The organism is Pseudooceanicola pacificus, assembly GCF_009789075.1.
GTDB classification, from domain to species: domain Bacteria; phylum Pseudomonadota; class Alphaproteobacteria; order Rhodobacterales; family Rhodobacteraceae; genus Pseudooceanicola; species Pseudooceanicola pacificus.
The window spans coordinates 203,092-223,568 of sequence record NZ_WNXQ01000001.1; the positions used below are offsets into that span (position 1 = coordinate 203,092).

18 protein-coding genes are annotated in these 20,477 nt (G+C 68.2%); 4 read left to right on the forward strand and 14 right to left on the reverse strand.

Annotated features, from left to right (window positions below):
- Nucleotides 1–111: 111 nt before the first annotated feature.
- The 9 genes from GLS40_RS00950 to GLS40_RS00990 all read right to left on the reverse strand — a co-directional run bounded on the left by GLS40_RS00950 (nt 112) and on the right by GLS40_RS00990 (nt 11,255).
- Complete coding sequence (locus GLS40_RS00950) at nt 112–1,218, reverse strand: mandelate racemase/muconate lactonizing enzyme family protein (protein ID WP_160380728.1); 1,107 nt, start codon at nt 1,216–1,218, stop codon at nt 112–114.
- Between the two features lie 69 nt (nt 1,219–1,287).
- Nucleotides 1,288–2,925: a GMC family oxidoreductase gene (locus GLS40_RS00955; RefSeq protein WP_160380729.1), complete on the reverse strand. Its 1,638-nt coding sequence runs from the start codon at nt 2,923–2,925 to the stop codon at nt 1,288–1,290.
- A 126-nt stretch (nt 2,926–3,051) separates the two neighbouring features.
- Nucleotides 3,052–4,299: an OpgC family protein gene (locus tag GLS40_RS00960; RefSeq protein ID WP_160380730.1), complete on the reverse strand. Its 1,248-nt coding sequence runs from the start codon at nt 4,297–4,299 to the stop codon at nt 3,052–3,054.
- Nucleotides 4,286–6,067, reverse strand: a complete 1,782-nt coding sequence (mdoH, locus tag GLS40_RS00965) for a glucans biosynthesis glucosyltransferase MdoH (RefSeq protein ID WP_160380731.1) — start codon at nt 6,065–6,067, stop codon at nt 4,286–4,288. The genes GLS40_RS00960 and mdoH overlap by 14 nt, the downstream gene beginning before the upstream one ends.
- 24 nt (nt 6,068–6,091) lie before the next feature.
- Nucleotides 6,092–6,271, reverse strand: a complete 180-nt coding sequence (locus tag GLS40_RS00970; protein ID WP_160380732.1) for a hypothetical protein — start codon at nt 6,269–6,271, stop codon at nt 6,092–6,094.
- Entirely contained in the window at nt 6,268–7,845 is a 1,578-nt protein-coding gene (locus tag GLS40_RS00975; protein ID WP_160380733.1) for a glucan biosynthesis protein, read from the reverse strand. Before GLS40_RS00975 ends, GLS40_RS00970 begins: the two co-directional genes overlap by 4 nt.
- Nucleotides 7,846–8,132: 287 nt before the next feature.
- Entirely contained in the window at nt 8,133–9,206 is a 1,074-nt protein-coding gene (locus GLS40_RS00980; RefSeq protein WP_328598860.1) for an ABC transporter substrate-binding protein, read from the reverse strand.
- On the reverse strand, nt 9,203–10,591 hold the full coding sequence (locus tag GLS40_RS00985) for a sensor histidine kinase (RefSeq protein WP_160380734.1): 1,389 nt from the start codon (nt 10,589–10,591) through the stop codon (nt 9,203–9,205). The genes GLS40_RS00980 and GLS40_RS00985 overlap by 4 nt, the downstream gene beginning before the upstream one ends.
- Nucleotides 10,584–11,255 carry a response regulator transcription factor gene (locus GLS40_RS00990; protein WP_160380735.1) on the reverse strand — a complete coding sequence of 224 codons (672 nt, stop codon included), beginning with the start codon at nt 11,253–11,255 and terminating at the stop codon, nt 10,584–10,586. The genes GLS40_RS00985 and GLS40_RS00990 overlap by 8 nt, the downstream gene beginning before the upstream one ends.
- Before the next feature lie 172 nt (nt 11,256–11,427).
- Between GLS40_RS00990 and GLS40_RS00995 the strand changes: the two genes are divergently transcribed.
- The 3 genes from GLS40_RS00995 to GLS40_RS01005 all read left to right on the forward strand — a co-directional run bounded on the left by GLS40_RS00995 (nt 11,428) and on the right by GLS40_RS01005 (nt 14,488).
- A complete protein-coding gene (locus GLS40_RS00995) occupies nt 11,428–12,417 on the forward strand; it encodes a Bug family tripartite tricarboxylate transporter substrate binding protein (RefSeq protein ID WP_160380736.1) in 990 nt (329 codons plus the stop codon).
- Nucleotides 12,418–12,513: 96 nt separating this feature from the next.
- Entirely contained in the window at nt 12,514–12,945 is a 432-nt protein-coding gene (locus GLS40_RS01000; protein WP_160380737.1) for a tripartite tricarboxylate transporter TctB family protein, read from the forward strand.
- 10 nt (nt 12,946–12,955) lie between these two features.
- Nucleotides 12,956–14,488, forward strand: a complete 1,533-nt coding sequence (locus tag GLS40_RS01005; RefSeq protein WP_160380738.1) for a tripartite tricarboxylate transporter permease — start codon at nt 12,956–12,958, stop codon at nt 14,486–14,488.
- 30 nt (nt 14,489–14,518) lie between these two features.
- Here GLS40_RS01005 and GLS40_RS01010 read toward each other — a convergent pair whose 3' ends face one another.
- A complete protein-coding gene (locus GLS40_RS01010) occupies nt 14,519–15,478 on the reverse strand; it encodes an acetamidase/formamidase family protein (protein WP_160380739.1) in 960 nt (319 codons plus the stop codon).
- A gap of 126 nt (nt 15,479–15,604) precedes the next feature.
- On the opposite strand from GLS40_RS01010, the gene GLS40_RS01015 reads away from it, so the two are divergent.
- A complete protein-coding gene (locus tag GLS40_RS01015) occupies nt 15,605–16,096 on the forward strand; it encodes a GAF domain-containing protein (protein WP_160380740.1) in 492 nt (163 codons plus the stop codon).
- A gap of 44 nt (nt 16,097–16,140) precedes the next feature.
- Here the strand turns inward: GLS40_RS01015 and GLS40_RS01020 are convergent, their stop codons facing one another.
- The 4 genes from GLS40_RS01020 to GLS40_RS01035 all read right to left on the reverse strand — a co-directional run bounded on the left by GLS40_RS01020 (nt 16,141) and on the right by GLS40_RS01035 (nt 20,368).
- On the reverse strand, nt 16,141–16,977 hold the full coding sequence (locus tag GLS40_RS01020) for an ABC transporter permease (RefSeq protein ID WP_160380741.1): 837 nt from the start codon (nt 16,975–16,977) through the stop codon (nt 16,141–16,143).
- Nucleotide 16,978: 1 nt separating this feature from the next.
- Nucleotides 16,979–17,896: an ABC transporter permease gene (locus GLS40_RS01025; RefSeq protein WP_160380742.1), complete on the reverse strand. Its 918-nt coding sequence runs from the start codon at nt 17,894–17,896 to the stop codon at nt 16,979–16,981.
- Nucleotides 17,897–18,098: 202 nt separating this feature from the next.
- Nucleotides 18,099–19,364, reverse strand: a complete 1,266-nt coding sequence (locus GLS40_RS01030) for an ABC transporter substrate-binding protein (protein WP_160380743.1) — start codon at nt 19,362–19,364, stop codon at nt 18,099–18,101.
- A 32-nt stretch (nt 19,365–19,396) separates the two neighbouring features.
- Nucleotides 19,397–20,368 carry an ABC transporter ATP-binding protein gene (locus GLS40_RS01035; RefSeq protein WP_160380744.1) on the reverse strand — a complete coding sequence of 324 codons (972 nt, stop codon included), beginning with the start codon at nt 20,366–20,368 and terminating at the stop codon, nt 19,397–19,399.
- Between the last annotated feature and the right edge of the window lie 109 nt (nt 20,369–20,477).

A 20,477-nucleotide genomic window follows, 5' to 3' on the forward strand; every position in this document is an offset into this window, starting at 1 on the left:
CGCCCGGGGCCCATGTCGCGAAGCGCCGCAGAGGGTCACGCCGCTGTGTGCCATCCTGCCGGACCGGCTGCGCGGTGTCGGCGCCCCGGCCCGGGCCCGAGCGCTCGCGCCCTATTGCGCCGCGCTGACCCGGTATTCGGACTTCGCCAGCCACTCCGGCGCGATCTCGACGCCCCAGCCGGGGGCGTCGGTGACCTCGGCCATGCCGTCCTCGATCCGGTAGGGATCATTGCGGAACAGGCCGTATTGCCAGGGGTAGTAATCCGCCTCTTCGATCGAGAATTCCAGATACTTGCCCGCGTTCGGCAGTGCCCTCAGCAGATGCATGGTGAACAGCGTCACCAGCCCCAGGTTGGCGCAATGCGGCGTGACCGGCTTGCCCGCCGCCTGCGCCATCCGGGCAACCCGCAGGGTCCGCCCCATGCCGCCGAGATACAGGATATCGGGCTGCACGATATCCACCGCGTCCATCTCGATCATCCGCCGCCAGGTGGGCAGCATGCAGTCCTGCTCGCCGCCCGTCACGTCGACATCCAGCGCGGCGGCGACCTCTCGTGTCTGCTCCAACTCCCAATAGGGGCAGGGTTCCTCGTAATGGCCGATGCCATTGTCCTGCAGCATGTGCCCGTAATGGATCGCCCGGTCCGGGGAATAGCAGGAATTGGCATCCGCCAGCAGGGCCACGTCCTCGCTGGCAAAGGCGCGGGCGACGGTGGGGATGATCTCTTCGGTCCGGCCCTCCCATTCATCGCGGTTGCGCCCGACCTCGGCCCCGATGCGGAACTTGAAGGCGTCGAACCCGTGCTCGCCCCGCAGGCGGCGGAACCGCTCGGCCTCTGCCGCCGGGGTGATGTCGCGTTTCATCGACGAGGCATAGGCCCGCAGCTTGCCCGGCGAGCCGCCCAGAAGCGTGGCGACCGGCTGGCCCGCCTGCTTGCCGCGCAGATCCCAGATCGCCGTTTCCAGCCCCGCGATGGCCCGGCACATGTAGGATCCGGGAAACTTGTGCTCGCGCTCCAGCACCCGTTCCAGGTGATCGTCCAGATCGGTGATCCCGATCCCCAGCGAATGCGGCGCGACCTGCCGGTGCAGCACCTGCGCGGTGATGTCGGACTGATAGGTCGACACCTGCCCCCAGCCCGTCGCCCCCGTCTCGTCGGTGACCCGGACAAAACCGATGTCGGGGGTGGCAAATGTCTCGATCCGTGTCAGCTGCATGGCGTCGGTCCTGTGGCCTGATGAGCGGCACCATGACCCGGACGCGGCGGGCTGGCAATCGGGCGGCGCTCAGGCATTCTGCGCATCCTCCAGCACCATCGCGGCCCCCTTGTGCCCGGTCATGATCGAGGGCGCGTTGATGTTGCCCGCAGGCACGCGCGGAAAGACCGAGGCGTCGATGACCCGCAGCCCGCTGACGCCGCGCACCCGGAGGCGCGGATCGACCACCGCCCCGGCATCGCCGTCCGGCCCCATCGAACAGGTCCCGCAGGGATGGAAGATCGAGCCGCTGCGCAGGCGGATATCCTCGGCCAGCTGGGCATCGTCCTGCACCTCGGTGCCGGGCGCGATCTCGCGCAGGAAGACACCGGCGAGCGGCGGCTGCGCCGCGATCCGGCGCAGCATCTTCACGCCTTCGACCAGCTCGGCGATATCGTCGGGCGCGCTGAGGTAGCCGGGCCGGATCTCGGGCGCCTGTGCCGGATCGGCCGAGCGGATGTGGATCTCGCCCCGGCTGGCGGGGTGGCAGTTCGACAGGCCGATCAGGATGCCCGAGAAGGGATCGGGCCTGGTCAGCCGCCGCTTGCCCGGTTTGGCCCGGGTATAGCTGACCGGCGAGAAGTAGAGCTGCATGTTCGGCCGCACCCGGTCGGGGCTTGAGCGGAAGAAACCACCGGCCTGGTTCACGCTCAGCGACAGCGGGCCGGTGCGGGTCAGGGCATAGCGCAGCGCGGCCAGGGCGCGCGGCAGCATCGGGCCAAGCTCGTCGTTCAGGGTCGGAACCGAGGTGGCATAGTTGTAATCCAGCCCGATGTGGTCCTGCAGGTTGCGCCCCACGCCCGGCAGATCGGCCACCGGCGCGATGCCAAGCGCCCTCAGCCGGTCGGGATCGCCGATGCCCGACAGTTCCAGCAGCTGGGGCGAGTTCACCGAACCGCCCGACAGGATCACCTCGCGCCGGGCCATCACGCGGCGGATCTCGCCGCCCCGGGTGTATTCCACCCCCACGGCGCGGCTGCCGTCGAACAGCACCCGGGTCGCCAGCGCATGGGTCACCAGCCGCAGGTTGGCGCGCGACAGCACCGGGTTCAGGAAGCCGGTTGCGGCGGAACAGCGGAACCCCCGGCGGGTGGAGATCTGGTAAAGCGCCACGCCCTCCTGGCTGGCTCCGTTGTAATCGGGGTTCAGCGCCAGGCCGGCGGCCTGGGCGGCGGTCAGGAAATCGTGGCTCATCGGGTGGACCGAACCGTCGGTGCGTGTCACCGTGATCGGCCCGCCGCGTCCGCGCCATGCGTCGGCCCCGGCCAGGTTGTCCTCGATCGCGCGGAAATGCGGCAGCACATCGGCATAGGACCACCCCGCGTTGCCCAGGGCCGCCCAGCCGTCGTAATCCTCGGCCTGGCCCCGGACATAGACCATCGCGTTGATCGAGCTGGACCCGCCGACAACCTTGCCCCGCGGCCAGTAAAGCTGCCGCCCCGCAGAACCGGGATCGGCCTCGGTCGTGTAGCGCCAGTTCAGCCGGGGGTGGTAATAGGCCCCGCCATAGCCGATGGGCATGCGGACCCAGATGCTGAAATCCCGGCCCCCGGCCTCTAGCAGGGTGACCCGGTGCGCAGGTTTTTCCGACAGGCGATTGGCCAGCACGCAGCCCGCGGACCCCGCGCCGACAATCACGAAATCGGCCTCGTCGGCCTGTGCCTGCATCGCCCGCCCCGTATCGCAGATGCCCGTGCCCGCGACGGCGGTCTGCCGTCTGATGCTGCGGGGTCATGCGCCCAGTGGTATCGGGAATCGACCGGGCGGCTTGCCCGGTTGCGACAGCTTCTTGTCCTATTCCGCCGGGACGGCTGCGGCGCGCGACACGGGCGCCACGGGACGCGCGACCTGACCCTTGCCCACGGGGCGGGGCATCCGGCGGCGGGCCTCCTCGCGCAGCCACGCGGCGGCCAGCATCAGGCCCACGCCCGCCGCCGGCAGCACCCAGGGCAGGGCGGACAGGTCCGGCTCGGCCGCCATCATGACCTGGAAGGTCAGCGCCAGCACCGTGCCCAGCGAGAACACCAGCAGCCCCTGCCGCCCCATCAGCCGCAGCGGCGCGGCGATGCGCGACCCGGAGAGGCTGCGCACCCAGCCCAGCGACGAGATCACGTAGACCAGCGCCAGGATGTGCAGCAGACGCGGCAGCGACACGAAGGTCTTGTCATGCGCGACGATGTGGAACGGAGCGCCCTGCGCGCCAAGCCAGGCCATGCCCGTGTTCAGCACCTCGGCCACCGCCGGGACGCGGACCCAGACCAGCACCAGCACCACGAAGGCCAGCGCGGGCCAGAACAGCCAGGGGCTGCGCGGCACCAGCCGTTCGCCGCGGCGCAGGGCCAGGCCGATCAGCAGGCCGGTGACAAAGACCACCTGCCACGAGAAGGGGTTGAAGAACCAGCCGCCCGGGTTGGGATAATTCGGCAGGTTCAGCCGGAAATGCCCCGCCGCGTACCACAGCAGCGCCGACAGCAGCGCCAGCGTCCAGGGGCGGCGCAGACCCAGCACGATCGCGGCGGGCAGGCAGACCAGCAGCACAGCATAGGCCGGCAGGATGTTCACATAGCCCAGCTGGTGTGTCAGCGCGGGCACCCCGGCCAGCGCGGGGCCGGTGTTTTCGAACACCTGGCGCAGGTTGATCGCCTGTCGCAGCTCCGGCAGGACAAAGGTGCTGGCGCCCCAGGCAAAGATCGCGATGGCCCAAGCCGTCAGGAAGACATGCACCAGGTAGAGCGTCCAGGCCCGCGCCCAGATCGGCGAGATCGCGGCCCAGTGGCCATTCCGTCTGAGCGTATCCGGCAGGAAGCGGCCGGAATAGGCGATCCCGGCGGCGATGCCGGACATGACAAAGAACGCCTCGGCCGCGTCCGAAAAGCCGAAGTTGCGGCTGGTGAAGGCCTCGTAGGGGTTGCCGGGCACGTGATCGACAAAGATCATCACCAGCGCCAGCCCGCGGAACATGTCGATGCGCAGGTCGCGCGGCGGCTTGACCGGCGGTTGCGCGGCAGGAAAGGCGACCAGGGTCGGATCAGGCTGCGGCATCGAGGCGCCCTCCGGTCCCGGTATCCTCGGGCGCGGCATGCCCGGCCCAGGTGCCGTGAATGTCGCGATAGGCCGCGACGACGGCAGGGGCCTGGTCCTCCTGCGGCACCCGGAACACGCCCTGCCCGGCGGGCTGCGAGCTCCAGGCGATCAGCATCGGCGCCAGCACCATCGGCAGGCTGACCGGCATCAGCCAGATCAGCAGCTCCGGCGCGAGGTAGGTCGAGGCGGCCAGCGACGCCGCCCCCACGACCGAGATCCAGGCCGAGGCGCGCCAGGCATCGGACAGCGACAGCCGCCCCTCGCCCCGCTGGTTCGCGGGCCAGCCGCCATCGCGGCCGGTCAGCACCTGCAGCACGGCGCGCGACTGGTACATCAGCATCACCGGCGCCAGCAGCGAGGACAGCAGCAGTTCGCACAGGACCGAGCGCAGCGCCGAGAGCCGCCCGCCGAACCCCGCCGCCCGTCCGTTGAGCGCGGATTCGGTCAGGATCGCCACCTTGGGCAGCAGCAGCAGGCCGACGATGCCGATGGCAAGGCCGACGATCTGCTTGGTCCGGTCGTCGGGGAAGACCGGGAACAGCTGATAGATGTCGGGGAAGTAATCCGGCGCGGGCGCGGTCACGGCGGCCACGATCGACACGATCAGGAAGGCCCCCCAGATCAGCGACGAGACATAGGCGAGGATGCCCTGAACAAAGACGAAGCGGCTCCACCCTTTCAGCCCGGGGGCGAAGATCAGGCGCGAATGCTGCAGGTTGCCCTGGCACCAGCGCCGGTCGCGGCGGGCAAAGGCGACGACGTTCTCGGGCCCCTCCTCGAAGGAGCCCTCGATATCCTCGTCCACCCGCACCTTCCATCCGGCGCGGGCCAGCAGCGCGGCCTCGACGTAATCGTGGCTGAGGATGTGCCCGCCAAAGGGCGGGCGCCCCGACAGCGAGGGCAGGCCGCAGCTTTCGGCAAAGGCGCGGACCCGGACAATCGCGTTATGGCCCCAGAACGGCCCGGTCCGCCCCTGCATCCGGGCCAGCCCCCGGGCAAAGACGGGCGAGAAGAAGCTGGCCGAGAACTGCATCGCCCGCCCGAACAGCGATTGCGCGCCGACGATCTTGGGCAGGGTCTGCAGCAGGCCAAGTTCGGGTTCGGCTTCCATCCGGGCGATCATCTCGCGGATGGTGGCGCCCTCCATCAGGCTGTCGGCGTCGAGGATGACGGCGAATTCGTACCCGCCGCCCGACTTGCGGATGAAATCCTCGATATTGCCGGCCTTGCGCCCGGTGTTCACCTCGCGCCGGCGGTAGAAGATGCGCCCGTCGCCGTGCCGTTCGGCCAGCAGACGGGCGAACCAGTCGCGTTCCCGCGTGGCGGCGGTGTCGTCACGGGTATCCGACAGGATGGCGATATCCGCATTCACCCCCGCAGCGTCGAGCGAGGCATCCATCGCGGCGATGCGGGCAAAGGTGGCAACCGGATCCTCGTTACAGATCGGCACCAGCACCACGGTCGGCGCATGCGGCAGGCCGATTTCGCCACGCTCGGGCAGGGTGCGGCGGGGCGGCAGGCCCAGCAGGGCCTGCATCGTGCCCCAGGCCAGCCAGGCCGTCGTCACCAGGATCAGCAGGGTGCGCAGGACATCCCACAGCTGCACGCCGTCCTGGATCGACGCCTCGAACATCAGCCCGGCGGCGGCCAGGCCAAGCGCGGCGCTGAAGGTCAGTGCCGCAATCCGCGCCAGGCGGAAACCGTCAGTTCCCAGCGAAACCGCCATGCGGATGCTCCTGCTGTTACGGGGTCAGCCGCGCAGGCGCAGCATCGGCGCGCTCAGCCAGTGCAGGACAGCGTCGACCCAGCGGTTCTGGGCCTCCAGCACCTGCGTCGGCATGTCGAGCGGGGCGGACGGGGGTTCCCAATGCGGCCCCTCGATGGCGCTCGCATTGTGGTGTCGAGCAGAGATCTGTTGTTCAGCGCTCATTCCTTGATCCACTGGTACAGCCAGCTCTCGGTCAGGTTTCGCCCATAGCCCGAGACACCGGCACGGATTTCGACAATGGAACCGGCAGGAGCGGAAATCTCGGCCACAAGGCGCCAGACTTTCGTCCCCGCAATTTTGGACAGGACCGCCTCTGCGACCTCGCCCCGGCTCACGGTGATCGACGGCGAAACCTTCGCATCCGCAGAAAGTTCCCCCAAAAGACCGCCAGCGAAGTCGACGACGAATTTTCGCCGATCCGCCTTGTCCGAAACGCCTGAAATTCCGCCTTCTCCGGTGCGGGTGCGTAGAACATGGGCAATATCCTCACCCGCATCGGGCGGCAGGTCGCCCCAGTGCAGACGGTAGGACACCTCCATCGTCTCGCCCGCGCGCACCGGCGCCTCGGGCACCCAGAAGGCGACGATATTGTCATTGCCCTCCAGGTCCGACGGGATTTCGACCAGCCGGACAGAGCCCCGGCCCCAGTCCCCGCGCGGCTCGACCATCAGCGAGGGGCGTTTTTCGTAATGGGCCTGGGCGTCGAGGTAATTGTCGAACTCCCGGTCGCGCTGCATCAGGCCGAACCCGCGCGGGCTCTGACTGCCAAGGTAGGAGCTTGCCAGTTTCGGCGGGTTGTTCAGCGGACGGTAAAAGACCTCGCCGGTGTGCGAACGCAGGATCAGCGCCTCGCTGTCGTGCACCTGCGGGCGGTAATCGTCGAATTCGCCCGGATCGTTTTCGCCGAACAGGTACATCGAGGTCAGCGGCGCGACGCCCAGCTGTTCGATATCCGCCCGGAAGTAGAGCCGCGCCGTCACGTCCATCACCGTGTCCTGGCCCGGCGTCACGACAAAGCGGAAGGCCCCGGTGACCGACTTGCTGTCCAGCGCGGCATAAAGGACGACGCTGGTCGCCCCCGGCGCGGGCCGTTCCAGATAGAAGGCGCTGAAACGGGGAAATTCCTCGGCCCCCGAAAGGCCGGTGTTCACCGCCAGGCCCCGGGCGCTGAGCCCGTAGAAATTGCCCCGCCCCAGGGCGCGGAAGTAGCTGGCCCCGAGGAAGGCCACGACCTCGTCGAACCGGTCGGCGCTGTTCAGCGGCGTGTTCAGGCGGAACCCGGCCACGCCCGGCATCGGCGTATCGGCGGGCACCTGGTCCTTGAGCGGGCCGTGATATTCGAAATCGGCGGTGGTAAAGGTCATCTCGCGCGCGGCGCCGTCGACCACCTCGTAGATCCGCACCGGCTCCTTGTAGAGCCAGCCCATGTGGAAGGCGTGCACCTGGAACAGCCCGCCCACATCGCGCCAGCGCGCCATCTCGGGGCGGAAGCGGATACGCTGATAGCCGTCATAGTCCAGCCCGGCCAGGAACCCCTCGACCTCTTCGGGCGCGGGTTGCGGCGCCTTGCTGCGCTGTCGCATCTGCTCGCTGAGCATATCGAAGGAAAACGCCGGCGCATCGCTCTGCGCCCTGAGCGGCAGCCCGGTCATTCCGAGGGTCGACAGCATTGTGGTGGCAGATAGCAGGCGCAACGCCTGACGGCGGCCGACCGCGCGCGGCCGAACCGAATTCATCGGTACGATTTTCCGATTCAACAAGAACCAAACCCTTTGACAGCGGCCCCATCAGCCAGCCTTGCGGAGATTTAGCACCGGCTTGCGCGGGCGCAATTGCCGCGACGCGGCGACGCGGTTTTCTGCCTGATATTGTTGTAAAAGTTGGCGGCTCTTCGCCGCTTTTCGCACCAAATCGCCCCGCGCGGGGCGGACGCGCGCAATTGTGCCGACCTGCTGCTCAAAGCTTGCGCAAATCGAAGAGACCCGGCCGCGACTCACCCCCGCCCGGTTCAGGCCCCTTCCGGCTATTCGGCCGGAAAACTCTTGCGCCACAGTTCGATGAAGGCCGCGCGCGCCTGCCGGTCCAATGCTACGATCAGGGCCGGGGTCAGGCTGATCGGGCGCAGTGCGGTTTCCGACAGGGCGGCCCCGTCCTCGCCGCTTTCCTTGCCGGTCAGCGGGCTGACCAGCAGCACCTGCGACAGCGCCTCGCGCCCCGGGGGCGACAGCAGAAAGTCGAGGAACTCTGCCGCCTCGCCCGGATGCGCCGCGCCGCGCGGGATCATCAGGGCGCGCGACAGCACCAGGGTATAGTCATTGGGCAGGACGATCCCGATGCGCCCGTCGGCCTGCGCCGCCGCCCGGGCATAGGAGCCGAGGACATTATAGGCCAGCAGGTATCGCCCCTCGGCCACGCCGGCGATGATTTCGGCGGAACAGCAGGTCGCGACAGCCCCGGTGCGGCCCAGGGCCTCCATCAGCGCGCCGAAGGTCGTCGCCTCCTGCGCGTCGGCAAAGGCAAAGAGGTAGCCGAGCCCCGAGCTTTCGATGTCATAGGTCGCAACCCGCCCGGCATAGCGGGTGGCCTGCGGGCGCAGCAGATCCAGCAGGTCGAACCGGGTGCGCGGCACCTCGGCGGGCGGCACCAGCGTGCGGTTGTAGACGATCACCGCCGGTTCGCGCGAAATGCCCCAGAGCTCGTCCCGCCAGCGCTGCGCATCGGGCAGGGCCGCCGTGAAGGTCGAGCGATAGGGCGCGGCGCAGGCGTCGTTCACCAGCTTGACCATCTGCTGCACGCCGGAAGAGATCACCGCATCGGCGGCGCGCCCGCCGCCCCGGCAATCGGTCTGGCTGAGGTCGAACAGGTCGTTCGATCCCCATTGCTCGTAATCCACCGCCAGCCCGGGGCGGCGCTGCAGGAAGGCCCGGATCACCGGGCCGAAGGCCGCAATATCGGTGGTGGAGCGGATGGACAGTCGCACGGGCGCATCGGCAGGGCCGAAGGATTCCCGCACCTCCTGCGCCAGGGCAGCGGGGGCCGTGCAGCCCGCAAGGACCAGCGCCGCCGCAAGGCGCAGCAGGCGGGCCCGCGCGCTCACGATACCGCCTCCGGTGCCAGGGGCAGCAGGATCGCCGCGCGAAAGCCCTCGGCCCCGCGGTCCAGCCGCAGCTCTCCGTGGCAGGCGCGGGCGACGGCGGCGGCGATCGACAGGCCCAGCCCGCTGCCGCCGCCGCGCGCGCTCTCGCCCGCGAACCGGGCGCCAAGCTGGGCCATCAGCGCCGCATCCGGCCCCGCGCCGCTGTCCACGACCCAGATGCAGGCGCGGCCCGCCTCGACCCCCGCGCCGATGCGCACCGGCGACTGACCGTGCCGCACCGCGTTGTTCAGCAGATTCTTCACCGCCTCGGACAGCGACAAGGCATCGGCCAGCGCGGGCACCGGGCTTTCGCCCACCTGCAGCGCGACCTCGACCCCCGGAGAGATCAGCGCATGGTCCCCGGCCTCGGCCACCTCCAGCGCGATGTCGCGCAGGTCGACCAGCTCACGGCGCGCGCTTTCGGCCCGGTGGATCACCAGGGCACGCGCCAGCATCTGGTCCAGCAGGTGGCCCAGGTCCTTGGTGCGGCTGTGGATCCGGGCGACGATGGCGTCGCGGCGGTCGGGATCGGGTTCTCCGGCGGCCAGGTCGGCCTGCGCCCTGAGCGCGGCAACCGGGGTGCGCAGCTGGTGCGCCGCGTCCGAAATCAGGTTCCGCATCGAGGCCAGCTGCTGGTCGATCCGCCCCATGAAACCGTTCAGCGCCCGCACCATCGCCTGCGCCTCGCGCGGGACATCGGTATCCACCGGGGTCAGGTCGTGCGGGTCGCGCGCGGCGATGGCCTGCTCCAGCCGGTCCAGCGGGCCAAGGGCGGTGCGTACCACCACCGCCGCCAGCATCACCATCGCGATGCCGACCCCGGCCAGCACCAGCAGCGCCCGGCGGGTGATGTCGAAGGCAAAGGCCCGGCGGGCCAGCAAGGTCTGGCCCACGATCACCTCGACCGTGCCCGAAAGATCGCGCTCGGCAAAGCGGCGGGTGACAGCGGCATAGCGTGCCGGTTCGCCCAGGAAATCCGCGTCGTAGAACACCACCCCGCCCAGCGGCCGGCGCGGCGGCTCGGGCAGGTCGTCATATCCGGTCAGCACCTCGCCCCGGGTATCGAGCACCCGGTAGGCGACCCGGTCGTTCGCCGCCAGCCCCAGCAACTGGAAGGCCGAGACGGGCACCGCGACCTCCAGCCCGTTCTGCCCGGCGGAAATCGAGGCGGCGATGTCGTTGGCGGCGCCCACCAGCAGCCGGTCATAGGCCTCCTGCGCGGCCTGCCGGCCATAGGCGAAGGCCGCGACCGAGACGATGACCCCGCCCGCCAGCAGCAGCACCGCCACGGCCACCGCGATCCGCCCGGTCAGCGAGGGCGCGCGCAGGGTCCCGGCCTCAGCCATCGGCATCCAGCCTGTAGCCCAGGCCGCGCTGCGTCTCGATCCGCACGCCGCTGCCGGACAGCTTCTTGCGCAGACGCGCGATGTAGAGCTCCACCGCGTTCAGCCCGACATCGGCATCGTCAAAGGAATAGAGTCCTTCGAACAGCCGCTCCTTACTCATCACCCGCCCGGGGTTGCGCATCAGCAGCTCCAGCAGCGTCATCTCGCGCCGGGTCATCTGCAGCGCCGCGCCGTCCAGCGTGACGGTCTGCGCCGCCGGGTCCAGCGCCAGCACGCCCAGGCGGATCTCTTCGCCCTTCTGGGACTGCTCGCGGCGGTAGAGGGCGCGGATCCGCGCCTCAAGCTCGCGCTGGTCGAAGGGTTTCACCAGATAGTCGTCAGCACCGAGGTTCAGCGCCGTGACCCGGTCGTCGACCGAAAACAGCGCGGTCAGCATCAGCACCGGCGTGCGCAGCCCCCCGGCGCGCAGCTTGCGCAGCAGGCCGGTGCCGGTGCCGTCGGGCAGGTCGATGTCCAGCAAGATGACGTCATAGGCCTGTACGGCAAGGTGGGCCTGCGCCTCGGCAACCGACCCGGCGGTGTCGCAGGCGATGCCGCTGCGGCCCAGGCGGATGGCGACGGCCTCGGCCAGGTCGGCGGTGTCCTCGACCAGCAACAAACGCATCCCGGGCTCCTCCCCTGTGCCGCGCCCGAGGACGCGCGCCAAAACGCGGTTCGCACAGCCTGTGACAGGTTAATGACAGGTTCAACCGCTAACAGGGGCCAGCACTCCGTCCGGCGGGCCCCCTGGGCTGCGCCCGGACCGGAAGGCGAAGACAACCGGAGGAGAGATATTCATGACATTCAAGGCAACCCGCCTGACCCTTGCCGCGGCCTTCCTTGGCCTGTCGGCATTCGGCGCCTCGGCGCAGGGCTTCACCCCCGAGAACCCGGAATGCATCGCGCCCGCCAACCCGGGCGGCGGCTGGGACTTCACATGCCGCCAGGTCGGCAAGTCGCTGCAGGACCTGGGCCTGATCGACAAGACCATGCAGGTCGTCAACCTTGCCGGTGGCGGCGGTGGCGTGGCCTATGCCGAGGTGGTGAACAAGCGCAACGACGACAACGACCTGATCGTCGCGGCCTCGTCTGCCACCGCGACCCGGCTGGCGCAGGGCGCCTTTCCGGGCAACACGATGGACCAGGTCCGCTGGCTGGCCTCGATCGGGGCGGATTACGGTGTGATCGCCGTCGCCAAGGACAGCCCGGTGCAGTCGCTGACCGAACTGCTGGACATGATCAAGGACGACCCGCGCTCGGTCTCCATCGCAGGCGGGTCGGCCGTGGGCGGATGGGATCACCTGAAGGTGCTGATCGCCGCCAATGCCTATGGCATCGAGGACGTGCGCAAGGTGAAATACATCGCCTTCGACGGCGGCGGCGAGGCGGTGACCCAGCTGCTGGCCGGGTCGGTCCAGGCCTTCACCGGCGACATCTCCGAGGCCAAGGGCTTTGTCGACTCGGGCGACATCCGCGTGATTGCCGTGCTGGCGCCCGAGCGGCTGGACGGCGAATTCGCCAGCTTCCCGACCGCACGGGAACAGGGAGTCGACGCCATCGGCGCCAACTGGCGCGGCTTCTACGCCCCCGGCGGCATGAGCGATGCGGCCTATGACGCCTGGGTGTCCAAGATCGCCGACCTCTATGCCTCGGACGAATGGAAGGCGATCATGGCCAACAACGGCCTGGCCCCGCTGGACCTGCAGGGCGCCGACTTCCAGAAATTCGTGGCCGACTCGGTCGCGCAGATCCAGTCGATCTCGAAGGACATCGGCATCATCAAGTAGGCACCCCCGGGTGCAGGCGGCGGGCATCCCCTTGCCCGCCGTCACTCGTTCGCGGCACCGCCTCGCAAGCCCGGGCCGCATCCAAGGGAGGACACCATGAGCGACCGCATCTTCGGCGTCGTCGGCCTGCTGCTGGCCGCCGGCTATATCTGGGCCGCGCTTCTGATCGAGGAAAGCTTCCTCTCGGACGCCGTCGGGCCCAAGACGTTCCCCATCATCATCGCCGCGATCCTGGCGCTGGCCTCGATCGCCATCATCCTGCGCCCCGATGCGGAACCGGAATGGCCCACCCTGGGCCGCCTGGCCGAGATCGCCGCCGCCGCCGTGGTGATGATCCTCTATGCCCAGTTGCTTCCGGAAATCGGCTTTGTCATCGCCACCGCCCTTGCCGCCGCCTACCTGACCTGGCGCCTCGGCTCGGGCCTTGTGGGCACCGTGCTGACGGGCGTGGGCACATCGGTCGGCATCTACGTCGTCTTCCACCTGGTTCTGGGCCTGTCGCTGGCCCGCGGCCCGCTGGGTTTCTGAGGAGCGGATCATGGACACACTTGCATCCCTCGGCGACGGTTTCGCCATCGCCCTGACCTGGCAGAACCTGCTGCTGGCCCTGCTGGGCTGTTTCCTGGGCACGATCATGGGCGCCCTGCCCGGCCTCGGCCCGTCAAACGGCGTGGCGATCCTGATCCCGCTGGCCTTTACCCTGGGCCTGGACGCGACGGCGGCGCTGATCCTGCTGACCTCGGTCTATTACGGCGCGATGTACGGCGGGCGGATTTCGTCGATCCTGCTGAACATCCCCGGCGACGAACCGGCGATGATGACCTGCCTGGACGGCTATCCCATGGCGCAGGCCGGACGCGCGGGCGAGGCGCTGGCCCTGTCGGGCATCGCCTCCTTCGTCGGGGCCTTCCTCGCCACCTGGGGGTTGATCCTGCTGGCCCCGCAGCTGGTCAAGATCGCCCTGCTCTTCGGTCCGGCGGAATATTTCGCCCTCTTCGCGCTGGCCTTTGCCACGCTGGGCGGCGTCTCTTCGACCAACCAGGCGAAATCGGCCTTTGCCGCGATGCTGGGCCTGGGCCTTGCGATGATCGGCGTCGACAGCCAGACCGGCGTGCCGCGCTTCACCTTCGGCGAGGTGCACCTGTACGACGGGCTCGACTTCCTTGTCGCCATCGTCGGCCTCTTTGCCCTGTCCGAGGTCTTTGTCTTCCTCGAACACCGTCACGGCAATGCCGATGCGCAGGGCAAGAAGATGGTGATCGGGCGGCTGACCCCGTCTTGGTCGCTGATCCGCAGCTGCACGCCCACCATGCTGCGCACCTCGGTCCTCGGCTTCCTGGCCGGGGTGCTTCCGGGGGCCGGGGCCTCGCTCGGCTCTTTCATCTCGTATTCGCTGGAAAAGAAGCTGGTCGACAAGGACAACACCTTTGGCAAGGGCGACCCGCGCGGCGTCGCGGCGCCCGAGGCGGGCAACAACGCCGCCGCGGGCGGGGCGCTGGTGCCGATGCTGGCGCTCGGCGTGCCGGGATCGGGCACCACCGCGGTGCTGCTGGCGGTGCTGCTGTCGCTGAACATCACCCCGGGGCCGCTGCTGTTTTCGCAGAACCCCGATGTGGTCTGGGGCCTGATCGCGGCGCTGTTCATCGCCAACTTCATGCTGCTGGCGATGAACATCCCGATGGTGGGCCTGTTCACCCGGGTGCTGCTGGTGCCGCCGCGCGTGCTGATGCCGGTGGTGGCCATGGTCAGTTTCGTCGGGATCTACGGCATCTCGGGGTCCAGCTTCGACCTGATGGTCATGGTCGGCTTTGGCGTGCTGGGCTGGCTGCTGCGCAAGTTCGACGTGCCGCTGGTGCCGGTGATCCTGGGCACCCTGCTGGGCAACGCGATGGAGAGCAACCTGCGCCGCGCGGTGACCATCTCGGACGGCGACTGGTGGACGCTGGTGGACAGCCCGCTGGCGCTGACGCTCTGGGCCATTGCCGCCGTGGGCTTCATCCTGCCGCTGATCTTCGGCCGGATGGTCAAGAGCAAGATGCAGCGCGAGGACGAAAGCTCTCTCGCCGACTGATCCGACCGGGGGCGCCGCGATGCGCCCCCCTTACCTTGCGGGCAGCAGCGCCTTCTTCAGGATGCCATGCACGCCCTTCTCGCTGTTGACCGTCTGGGTCACCGCGAAATCCACAGCCAGAGAACAGAACTGATAGGCCTCGGTCGGGGTGATGCCCAGCCGTTCCACCAGGATGGCGATCATCTCGCGCAGGGCGATGCGCATGGCGTCGTCCAGATCGGCATGGAACCCGAAGGAAATCAGCGCCGCCTCGGTCTCGGCCCGGGGATAGGCGATATCAAGTGTCCCGGCCTTGTGCAGGACAAAGGTGAAGGTGCCGGTCAGCGCCATTTCCAGCGCGGTCAGGCAGACCTCGCCATCGCCCTGGCAGCCGTGCCCGTCCCCGCAAGAGAACAGCGCCCCCTCGGCCTGCACCGGCAGGTAGAGCGTCGCGCCCTGGGTCAGCAGCTTGCAATCCAGGTTGCCGCCAAAGACCCGTGGCTCGCGCGAGGTGACCTCGCCATATTCCGGCGGCGGGGCGATGCCCATCACGCCGAAGAACGGGTCGAGCGGCAGTTCGGCCCCCCAGGGCAGGCGCGCGGTGCGGGCCGCCCGGTCCACCGGGATATGCGTCAGCGCCGCAAGCGAGGTCGGGAATTCGCCCGGCAGCGTGCCCGACAGCGGCCGCACCAGGTTGTAGCCCCAGTCCGACCCCATCTCGACCCGGTCGATCCTGACCTCAAGCACATCGCCCGGCATCGCGCCCCGGATCGCCACCGGGCCGGTCAGCAGGTGGCCGAACTGCCCCTTCACATCGGCGTCGCAGATCGCCGCCAGTTCGGGCGCGACGGTCATACCCGACCCTTCGGGCGGCCAGACGGCCCGGTTGCCGCTGAAGCACTGGATTTCCACCGTGTCGCCCGGGTCGACCTCCAGCACCGGCTCCAGCCCCGACCAGAAGCGGCCCCAGCTGACGGTTTCGGGCAAGGCGGACAGGCGGTGCAAGGTCATGGCGGGCTCCTTCAGGAACGGTTGGCGCGATGCTGCGTTGCCCCGGCAGCCAATGTCCAGACCGGATGCGGTGGCGCGCCCCTCGCGCGCCTGCTAGCCTGCCCGCATCGCCTGAAGGAGCACCGGATGTCCGCCCACGCCTTTGCCGATTTCGACACCGCCCTCGCCACGGCAGAGTCGCCCGATGCCGTCTGGGATGCGCTCTGCGCCCTGGCCCGCGCCACCGTGGGGGCCCGGCTGTTCACCATCATGGAGCTGGACCCCGGCGAACAGGTCGCGCGCCGCGCCTATACCAGCCACCCGGCGCAATATCCGACCTCGGGGACCAAACCCTTCGAGATGAACCCCTGGTTCGACACGGTCATGGGCCGGCAGGACACATTTGTCGCCAACACGATCGAAGAGATCGCCCAGGTCTTTGGCGATCACCTGCTGATCCATTCGCTGGGCTGCGCCTCGGTGGTGAACCAGCCGCTGATCGTCGGGGGGCGACTGGTCGGCACGATGAACCTGCTGGACGAGGCCGGGCATTACACGCCCGACAAGGTCGCCTATGTCCGCACGGTGCTGTCGGGCAGCGCGGTCAAGGCCTGGGAAAAGGCCGCGACCTTCGCCTGACAGCGGGCCCGGGCCCGGAACTCGGGCCGCGGCGAAGGCCCTGTTCAGACCCCTTTCCCGGCGTCCGATCCGGCCCGCGCCCGGCGTTTGCCCATCACCCAGACGGCAAACAGGAACACCCCGATGATGACAAAGGAAAACAGCGTCGTCAGCGTGCCAAGCGCATAGATCACCGGCGTGGTCACGTTTGTCGTCATGCCGAAGACTTCCAGCGGCAGCGTGTTGTAGCTGCCCGCCGTCAGCAGGGTCCGCGCGAATTCGTCATAGCTGAGCGTGAAGCCGAACAGCGCCACCCCGATCAGCGAGGGCGCGATGATCGGCAGCACCACCTGCGCGATGGTCTGCCACGCGGTGGCGCCCTGATCGCGGGCGGCCTCTTCATAGCTGGCATCGAACCGGTTGAAGACCGCGAACATGATCAGCAGGCCAAAGGGCAGGGTCCATGTCAGCTGCGAGCCGAAGCCCGAGGTCGCCCAGTGAATTTTCAGCCCCAGCTGGGTGAAGATCAGCCCCACCCCCAGCGAAACCAGGATCGACGGGATCACCAGCGAGGTGATGGCGAGATAGAACAACAGCCCCGACCCCGCGAACCGCTTGCGAAAGGCCAGCCCCGCCATGACCGATACGACCACCGTGGTGACCATCACCATGAGGCCCAGGGCAAAGCTGCGGCGGAAGGCGCCCCAGATGTCGCCCACGGCCTGCTCCTGGAACAGGTCGCGGAACCAATGCAGCGACACGCCCCGCATCGGGAAGGTCAGCCCCCCGCCCTCGCCCTGGAAGGACAGGATGCCGATGGTCAGCGTGGGCCCGTAGAGGAACAGCACGAAGAGCGCGAAAAAGACGGTCAGAATATAGAAGCTGCGCGGCCGGCGTTCCATCTCAGAGCTCCTTGCGGATGTTGACGAAGCGCAGCAGGATCCCGATCACGATGAGCACCGTGCACAGCAGCACCACCGCCGTCGCCGCGGCCGAGGGGTATTGCAGCAGCCCGATGTCGTTCGAGATCAGACGCCCCACATTGGCCCGCTGCGACCCGCTCATGAAGCGCACGGTGATGAAATCGCCCATCACCAGCGTCACCACGAAGATGGTGCCGATCATGATGCCCGGCTTGGTCAGCGGGATCACCACGTTCACCAGCGTCTGATAGCCGTTGGCGCCCCCGTCGCGGGCGGCCTCCAGCAGGGATTTGTCGATCCGCATCATGGTGTTGAAGATCGGGACCACCATGAACAGCGTGTAAAGATGCACAAAGGCCAGGATCACCGAAAAATCGGAATAGAGCAGCCATTCCAGCGGCTCGTCGATCACACCCCACGAGATCAGGGTCTGGTTCGCGATGCCGTTGCGGCCCAGGAAGGGGATCCAGCTGATCATCCGGATGATGTTCGAGGTCCAGAACGGGATCGTGCAGACCAGGAACAGCGCGATCTGGATCGACTGAGACCGGATGTGGAAAGCCAGGTAATAGGCCACGGTGAACCCGATGACGAGCGTCAGCGCCCAGGTGATCAGCGCGTATTTGAACGTCGCCAGGAACACCCGGTAGGTGACCGGCGAGCCGAAGAGGAATTCGTAATTCTCCAGCGAAAAGGCGGGGATGATCGAGAACTCGGTCGCCTGCCAGAAGCTGACGATGACGATCATCACGATCGGCGCCACGAGGAAGGCGATCAGCACGAAGGTCAGCGGCGCCGCCTGCAGCCAGCCCAGCACATGCCGGTTCTTCAGCGCGCCGCCCTTGCGGGGTGGCGTGGCGGGCGCCTGGGGCGCGGCCTGGGCCAGGGTGTCGGTCATCGGGGCCTACCTTGGGCGCGGGCCGGATGCGGGGCGCGATGCCCGTCATCTGGCCGGAAAACTCTCGGGGGTGGGACCGTCGGCCGCCGGGAGGGCGGCCAACGGGACGGGGCAGTTGGCCCCATGTCGGGCCGGGCCGGTCGCCGGATGCAGGACGCCGCCGCTGGCAATGTCCTGCATGGCGCGCCGGGCCCGGCGGGGATCAGGCCGCGATGAACTCGTTCCACTTGCGGACCATGTACTGGTTCTCGTCCATCACCGCGTTCCAGCAGGCGACCGCGCCCATGCGGTCGTAGAACGATCCGCCGTCGCGGGTCTCGCCCGCCTGGGCCAGGGTGTCGCCGGTGGGCGAGGTGATGACGTCGGTGGCTTCCTTGCCCTCGAACCAGTAGCCCCATTCGTTCGGGGACATGAATTCCTTGGAGGTCTCGGGCACGGCCGAGTAATAGCCCTGGCGCATCAGATAGCCGCCGACCCAGCCCGAGAGATACCAGTTGATGTACTCGTAGGCCGCGTCCAGCTCCATGCCCGACAGCGACTTCGACAGGCCGATGCCGCCGCCCCAGGAGCGGTAGCCCTCTTTCAGCGGCTGGTAGACACAGTCGATGCCGCGCGATTTCACCGCCGTGATGGCGGGCGACCACATCGACTGGATCACCACCTCGCCGCTTGCCATCAGGTTGACGCTTTCATCGAAGGTCTTCCAGAAGGCGCGGAACTGGCCTGCGCGCTTGGCCTCGGTGAAGATCGCAAAGGTCTTGTCGATCTCGTCCCTGGTCATGTTGCCCTTGTCGCCATACTGGATCTCGCCCATGGCCTCGCAGACCATCGCCATGTCCATGATGCCGATCGACGAGATGTCGAGGATCGAGGCCTTGCCCTTGAATTCGGGGTTCAGCAGCTCGGTCCAGCTTTCGATGGGGCGGCCGATCAGGTCGGGGCGGATCCCCAGCGTATCGGCATTGTAGATCGTCGGGATCAGGGTCATCCAGCCCGTTTCGGAGGCGGCAAAGGACTTGCCATCCGGGCCGTCGACAAAGCCCACGGTATGGGGCGCGGTGCCCTGAGCAATCGTGCTGTCGGGCGTCAGCTTGCCGTCACGGAAGATGCCGACGATCTTGTCGTAATTGGCGATCTTGCTGGTATCCATCGCCTGCAGGTTGCCGGTCGGCCAGACCTTCTTGCAGATCCAGTATTCGATATCCGCGATGTCGAAACTGTCGGGCTGGGTCGCCGCGCGCTGCGTCACGCTGTCGGAATCCAGCGCCGTCATCTCAAGCGTGAAGCCCAGGTCTTCCTTCACCTTCTTGGCCACGTCGTTCAGGTTCGACACGCCGGTGCCGAACTGGCGCAGGGTGATGTTCTTGGTCTCTTGCGCCCAGATCATCGGCGCGGGCAGGGTCGATGCGGCAACCGCCGCGCCCCCGGCCCTCAGCACCGAACGGCGGCTCCATCTCATCTTGCTCATGGTCTTGTCTCCCTATCGTATGTTCGGGGTGGTCAGGCCTGGAGGCGGTGCAGCCGCCCTTCGTCCCATGCCAGCGACACGGCGTCGCCGGGGTTCTTCGGGTCCTTGAAAAAGTCGTGGTCGGGGATCAGGGCCAGCACCTCGGCCTCGCCCATGGCCGAGGTCACGGCCACATGGTTCCCCTGATATTCGACCGTGCGCACGGTGGCGGCATGGCCCTGGGGCGCCAGGCGCACCTCGTCCGCGCGCAGGGCGTAGCTGGCATCGCCCAGAGTGATGATGTTGTGCCCGCCCATGAAGCGGGCGACGAATTCGGTGCGCGGCGCGGTGAACACCTCGCGCGCGGGGCCGGCCTGTTCGATCACGGCGTTGTTCATCACCACCATCTCGTCCGCCAGGGCCAGCGCCTCGTCCTGGCCGTGGGTGACGTGGATGAAGGTGATCCCCAGCTCGCGCTGCAGGCGCTTCAGCTCGGCCCGCACCCGGATCCGCAGAAAGGGGTCGAGCGCCGAAAGCGGTTCGTCCAGCAGCAGGACACGGGGGTTGGTGACCAGCGCGCGGGCCAGCGCGACCCGCTGCTGCTGACCACCGGACAGCTGGGCGGGCAGGCGGGCAGAGAGGTGGCCCATGTCCACCAGCTCCAGCATCTCGTCGGCCTTCCTGTGGCGCGTCGCCTTGTCCTCGCCCTTCATCTTGAGCGAGAAGGCCACGTTGTCCCTGACCGACAGGTGCGGGAACAGGGCGTAGCTCTGAAACATCATGGCGGTGCCGCGCTTGGCGGGCGGGAGGTAGGAAATATCGTGCCCGTCCAGCACGATCTGCCCCTCGCTCACGCTTTCATGCCCGGCGATCATCCGCAGCGTCGACGACTTTCCGCAGCCCGATGGGCCCAGCAGGCAGACGTAGGTGCCATTGGTGAAGACGTGGTTGATGTCATTGACCGCCAGCGCCGTGCCGTAGCGCTTGGTCAGATGCACCAATTCGAGATCGGCCCCTGATCGCATGTGTCCCTCGTGCGTTCCCTGCGGGCGAGGTTGGCCGACTCGCCCCGCGCACCGCAGGAAATTCCGCCCCGCCGGCAGGGCGGAACGACAGATGCCCAGAACTCGGGCG

Coding starts and splice junctions, on each gene's coding strand:
- mdoH (WP_160380731.1), bottom strand. CDS start 6,067: ATGGCGGTTTCGCTGGGAACTGACGGTTTCCGCCTGGCGCGGATTGCG.
- GLS40_RS01000 (WP_160380737.1), top strand. CDS start 12,514: ATGAGCGACCGCATCTTCGGCGTCGTCGGCCTGCTGCTGGCCGCCGGC.
- GLS40_RS00950 (WP_160380728.1), bottom strand. CDS start 1,218: ATGCAGCTGACACGGATCGAGACATTTGCCACCCCCGACATCGGTTTT.
- GLS40_RS01020 (WP_160380741.1), bottom strand. CDS start 16,977: ATGGAACGCCGGCCGCGCAGCTTCTATATTCTGACCGTCTTTTTCGCG.
- GLS40_RS01030 (WP_160380743.1), bottom strand. CDS start 19,364: ATGAGCAAGATGAGATGGAGCCGCCGTTCGGTGCTGAGGGCCGGGGGC.
- GLS40_RS01015 (WP_160380740.1), top strand. CDS start 15,605: ATGTCCGCCCACGCCTTTGCCGATTTCGACACCGCCCTCGCCACGGCA.
- GLS40_RS01025 (WP_160380742.1), bottom strand. CDS start 17,896: ATGACCGACACCCTGGCCCAGGCCGCGCCCCAGGCGCCCGCCACGCCA.
- GLS40_RS00970 (WP_160380732.1), bottom strand. CDS start 6,271: ATGAGCGCTGAACAACAGATCTCTGCTCGACACCACAATGCGAGCGCC.
- GLS40_RS01005 (WP_160380738.1), top strand. CDS start 12,956: ATGGACACACTTGCATCCCTCGGCGACGGTTTCGCCATCGCCCTGACC.
- GLS40_RS00960 (WP_160380730.1), bottom strand. CDS start 4,299: ATGCCGCAGCCTGATCCGACCCTGGTCGCCTTTCCTGCCGCGCAACCG.
- GLS40_RS00975 (WP_160380733.1), bottom strand. CDS start 7,845: ATGAATTCGGTTCGGCCGCGCGCGGTCGGCCGCCGTCAGGCGTTGCGC.
- GLS40_RS01035 (WP_160380744.1), bottom strand. CDS start 20,368: ATGCGATCAGGGGCCGATCTCGAATTGGTGCATCTGACCAAGCGCTAC.
- GLS40_RS00990 (WP_160380735.1), bottom strand. CDS start 11,255: ATGCGTTTGTTGCTGGTCGAGGACACCGCCGACCTGGCCGAGGCCGTC.
- GLS40_RS00955 (WP_160380729.1), bottom strand. CDS start 2,925: ATGCAGGCACAGGCCGACGAGGCCGATTTCGTGATTGTCGGCGCGGGG.
- GLS40_RS01010 (WP_160380739.1), bottom strand. CDS start 15,478: ATGACCTTGCACCGCCTGTCCGCCTTGCCCGAAACCGTCAGCTGGGGC.
- GLS40_RS00995 (WP_160380736.1), top strand. CDS start 11,428: ATGACATTCAAGGCAACCCGCCTGACCCTTGCCGCGGCCTTCCTTGGC.
- GLS40_RS00985 (WP_160380734.1), bottom strand. CDS start 10,591: ATGGCTGAGGCCGGGACCCTGCGCGCGCCCTCGCTGACCGGGCGGATC.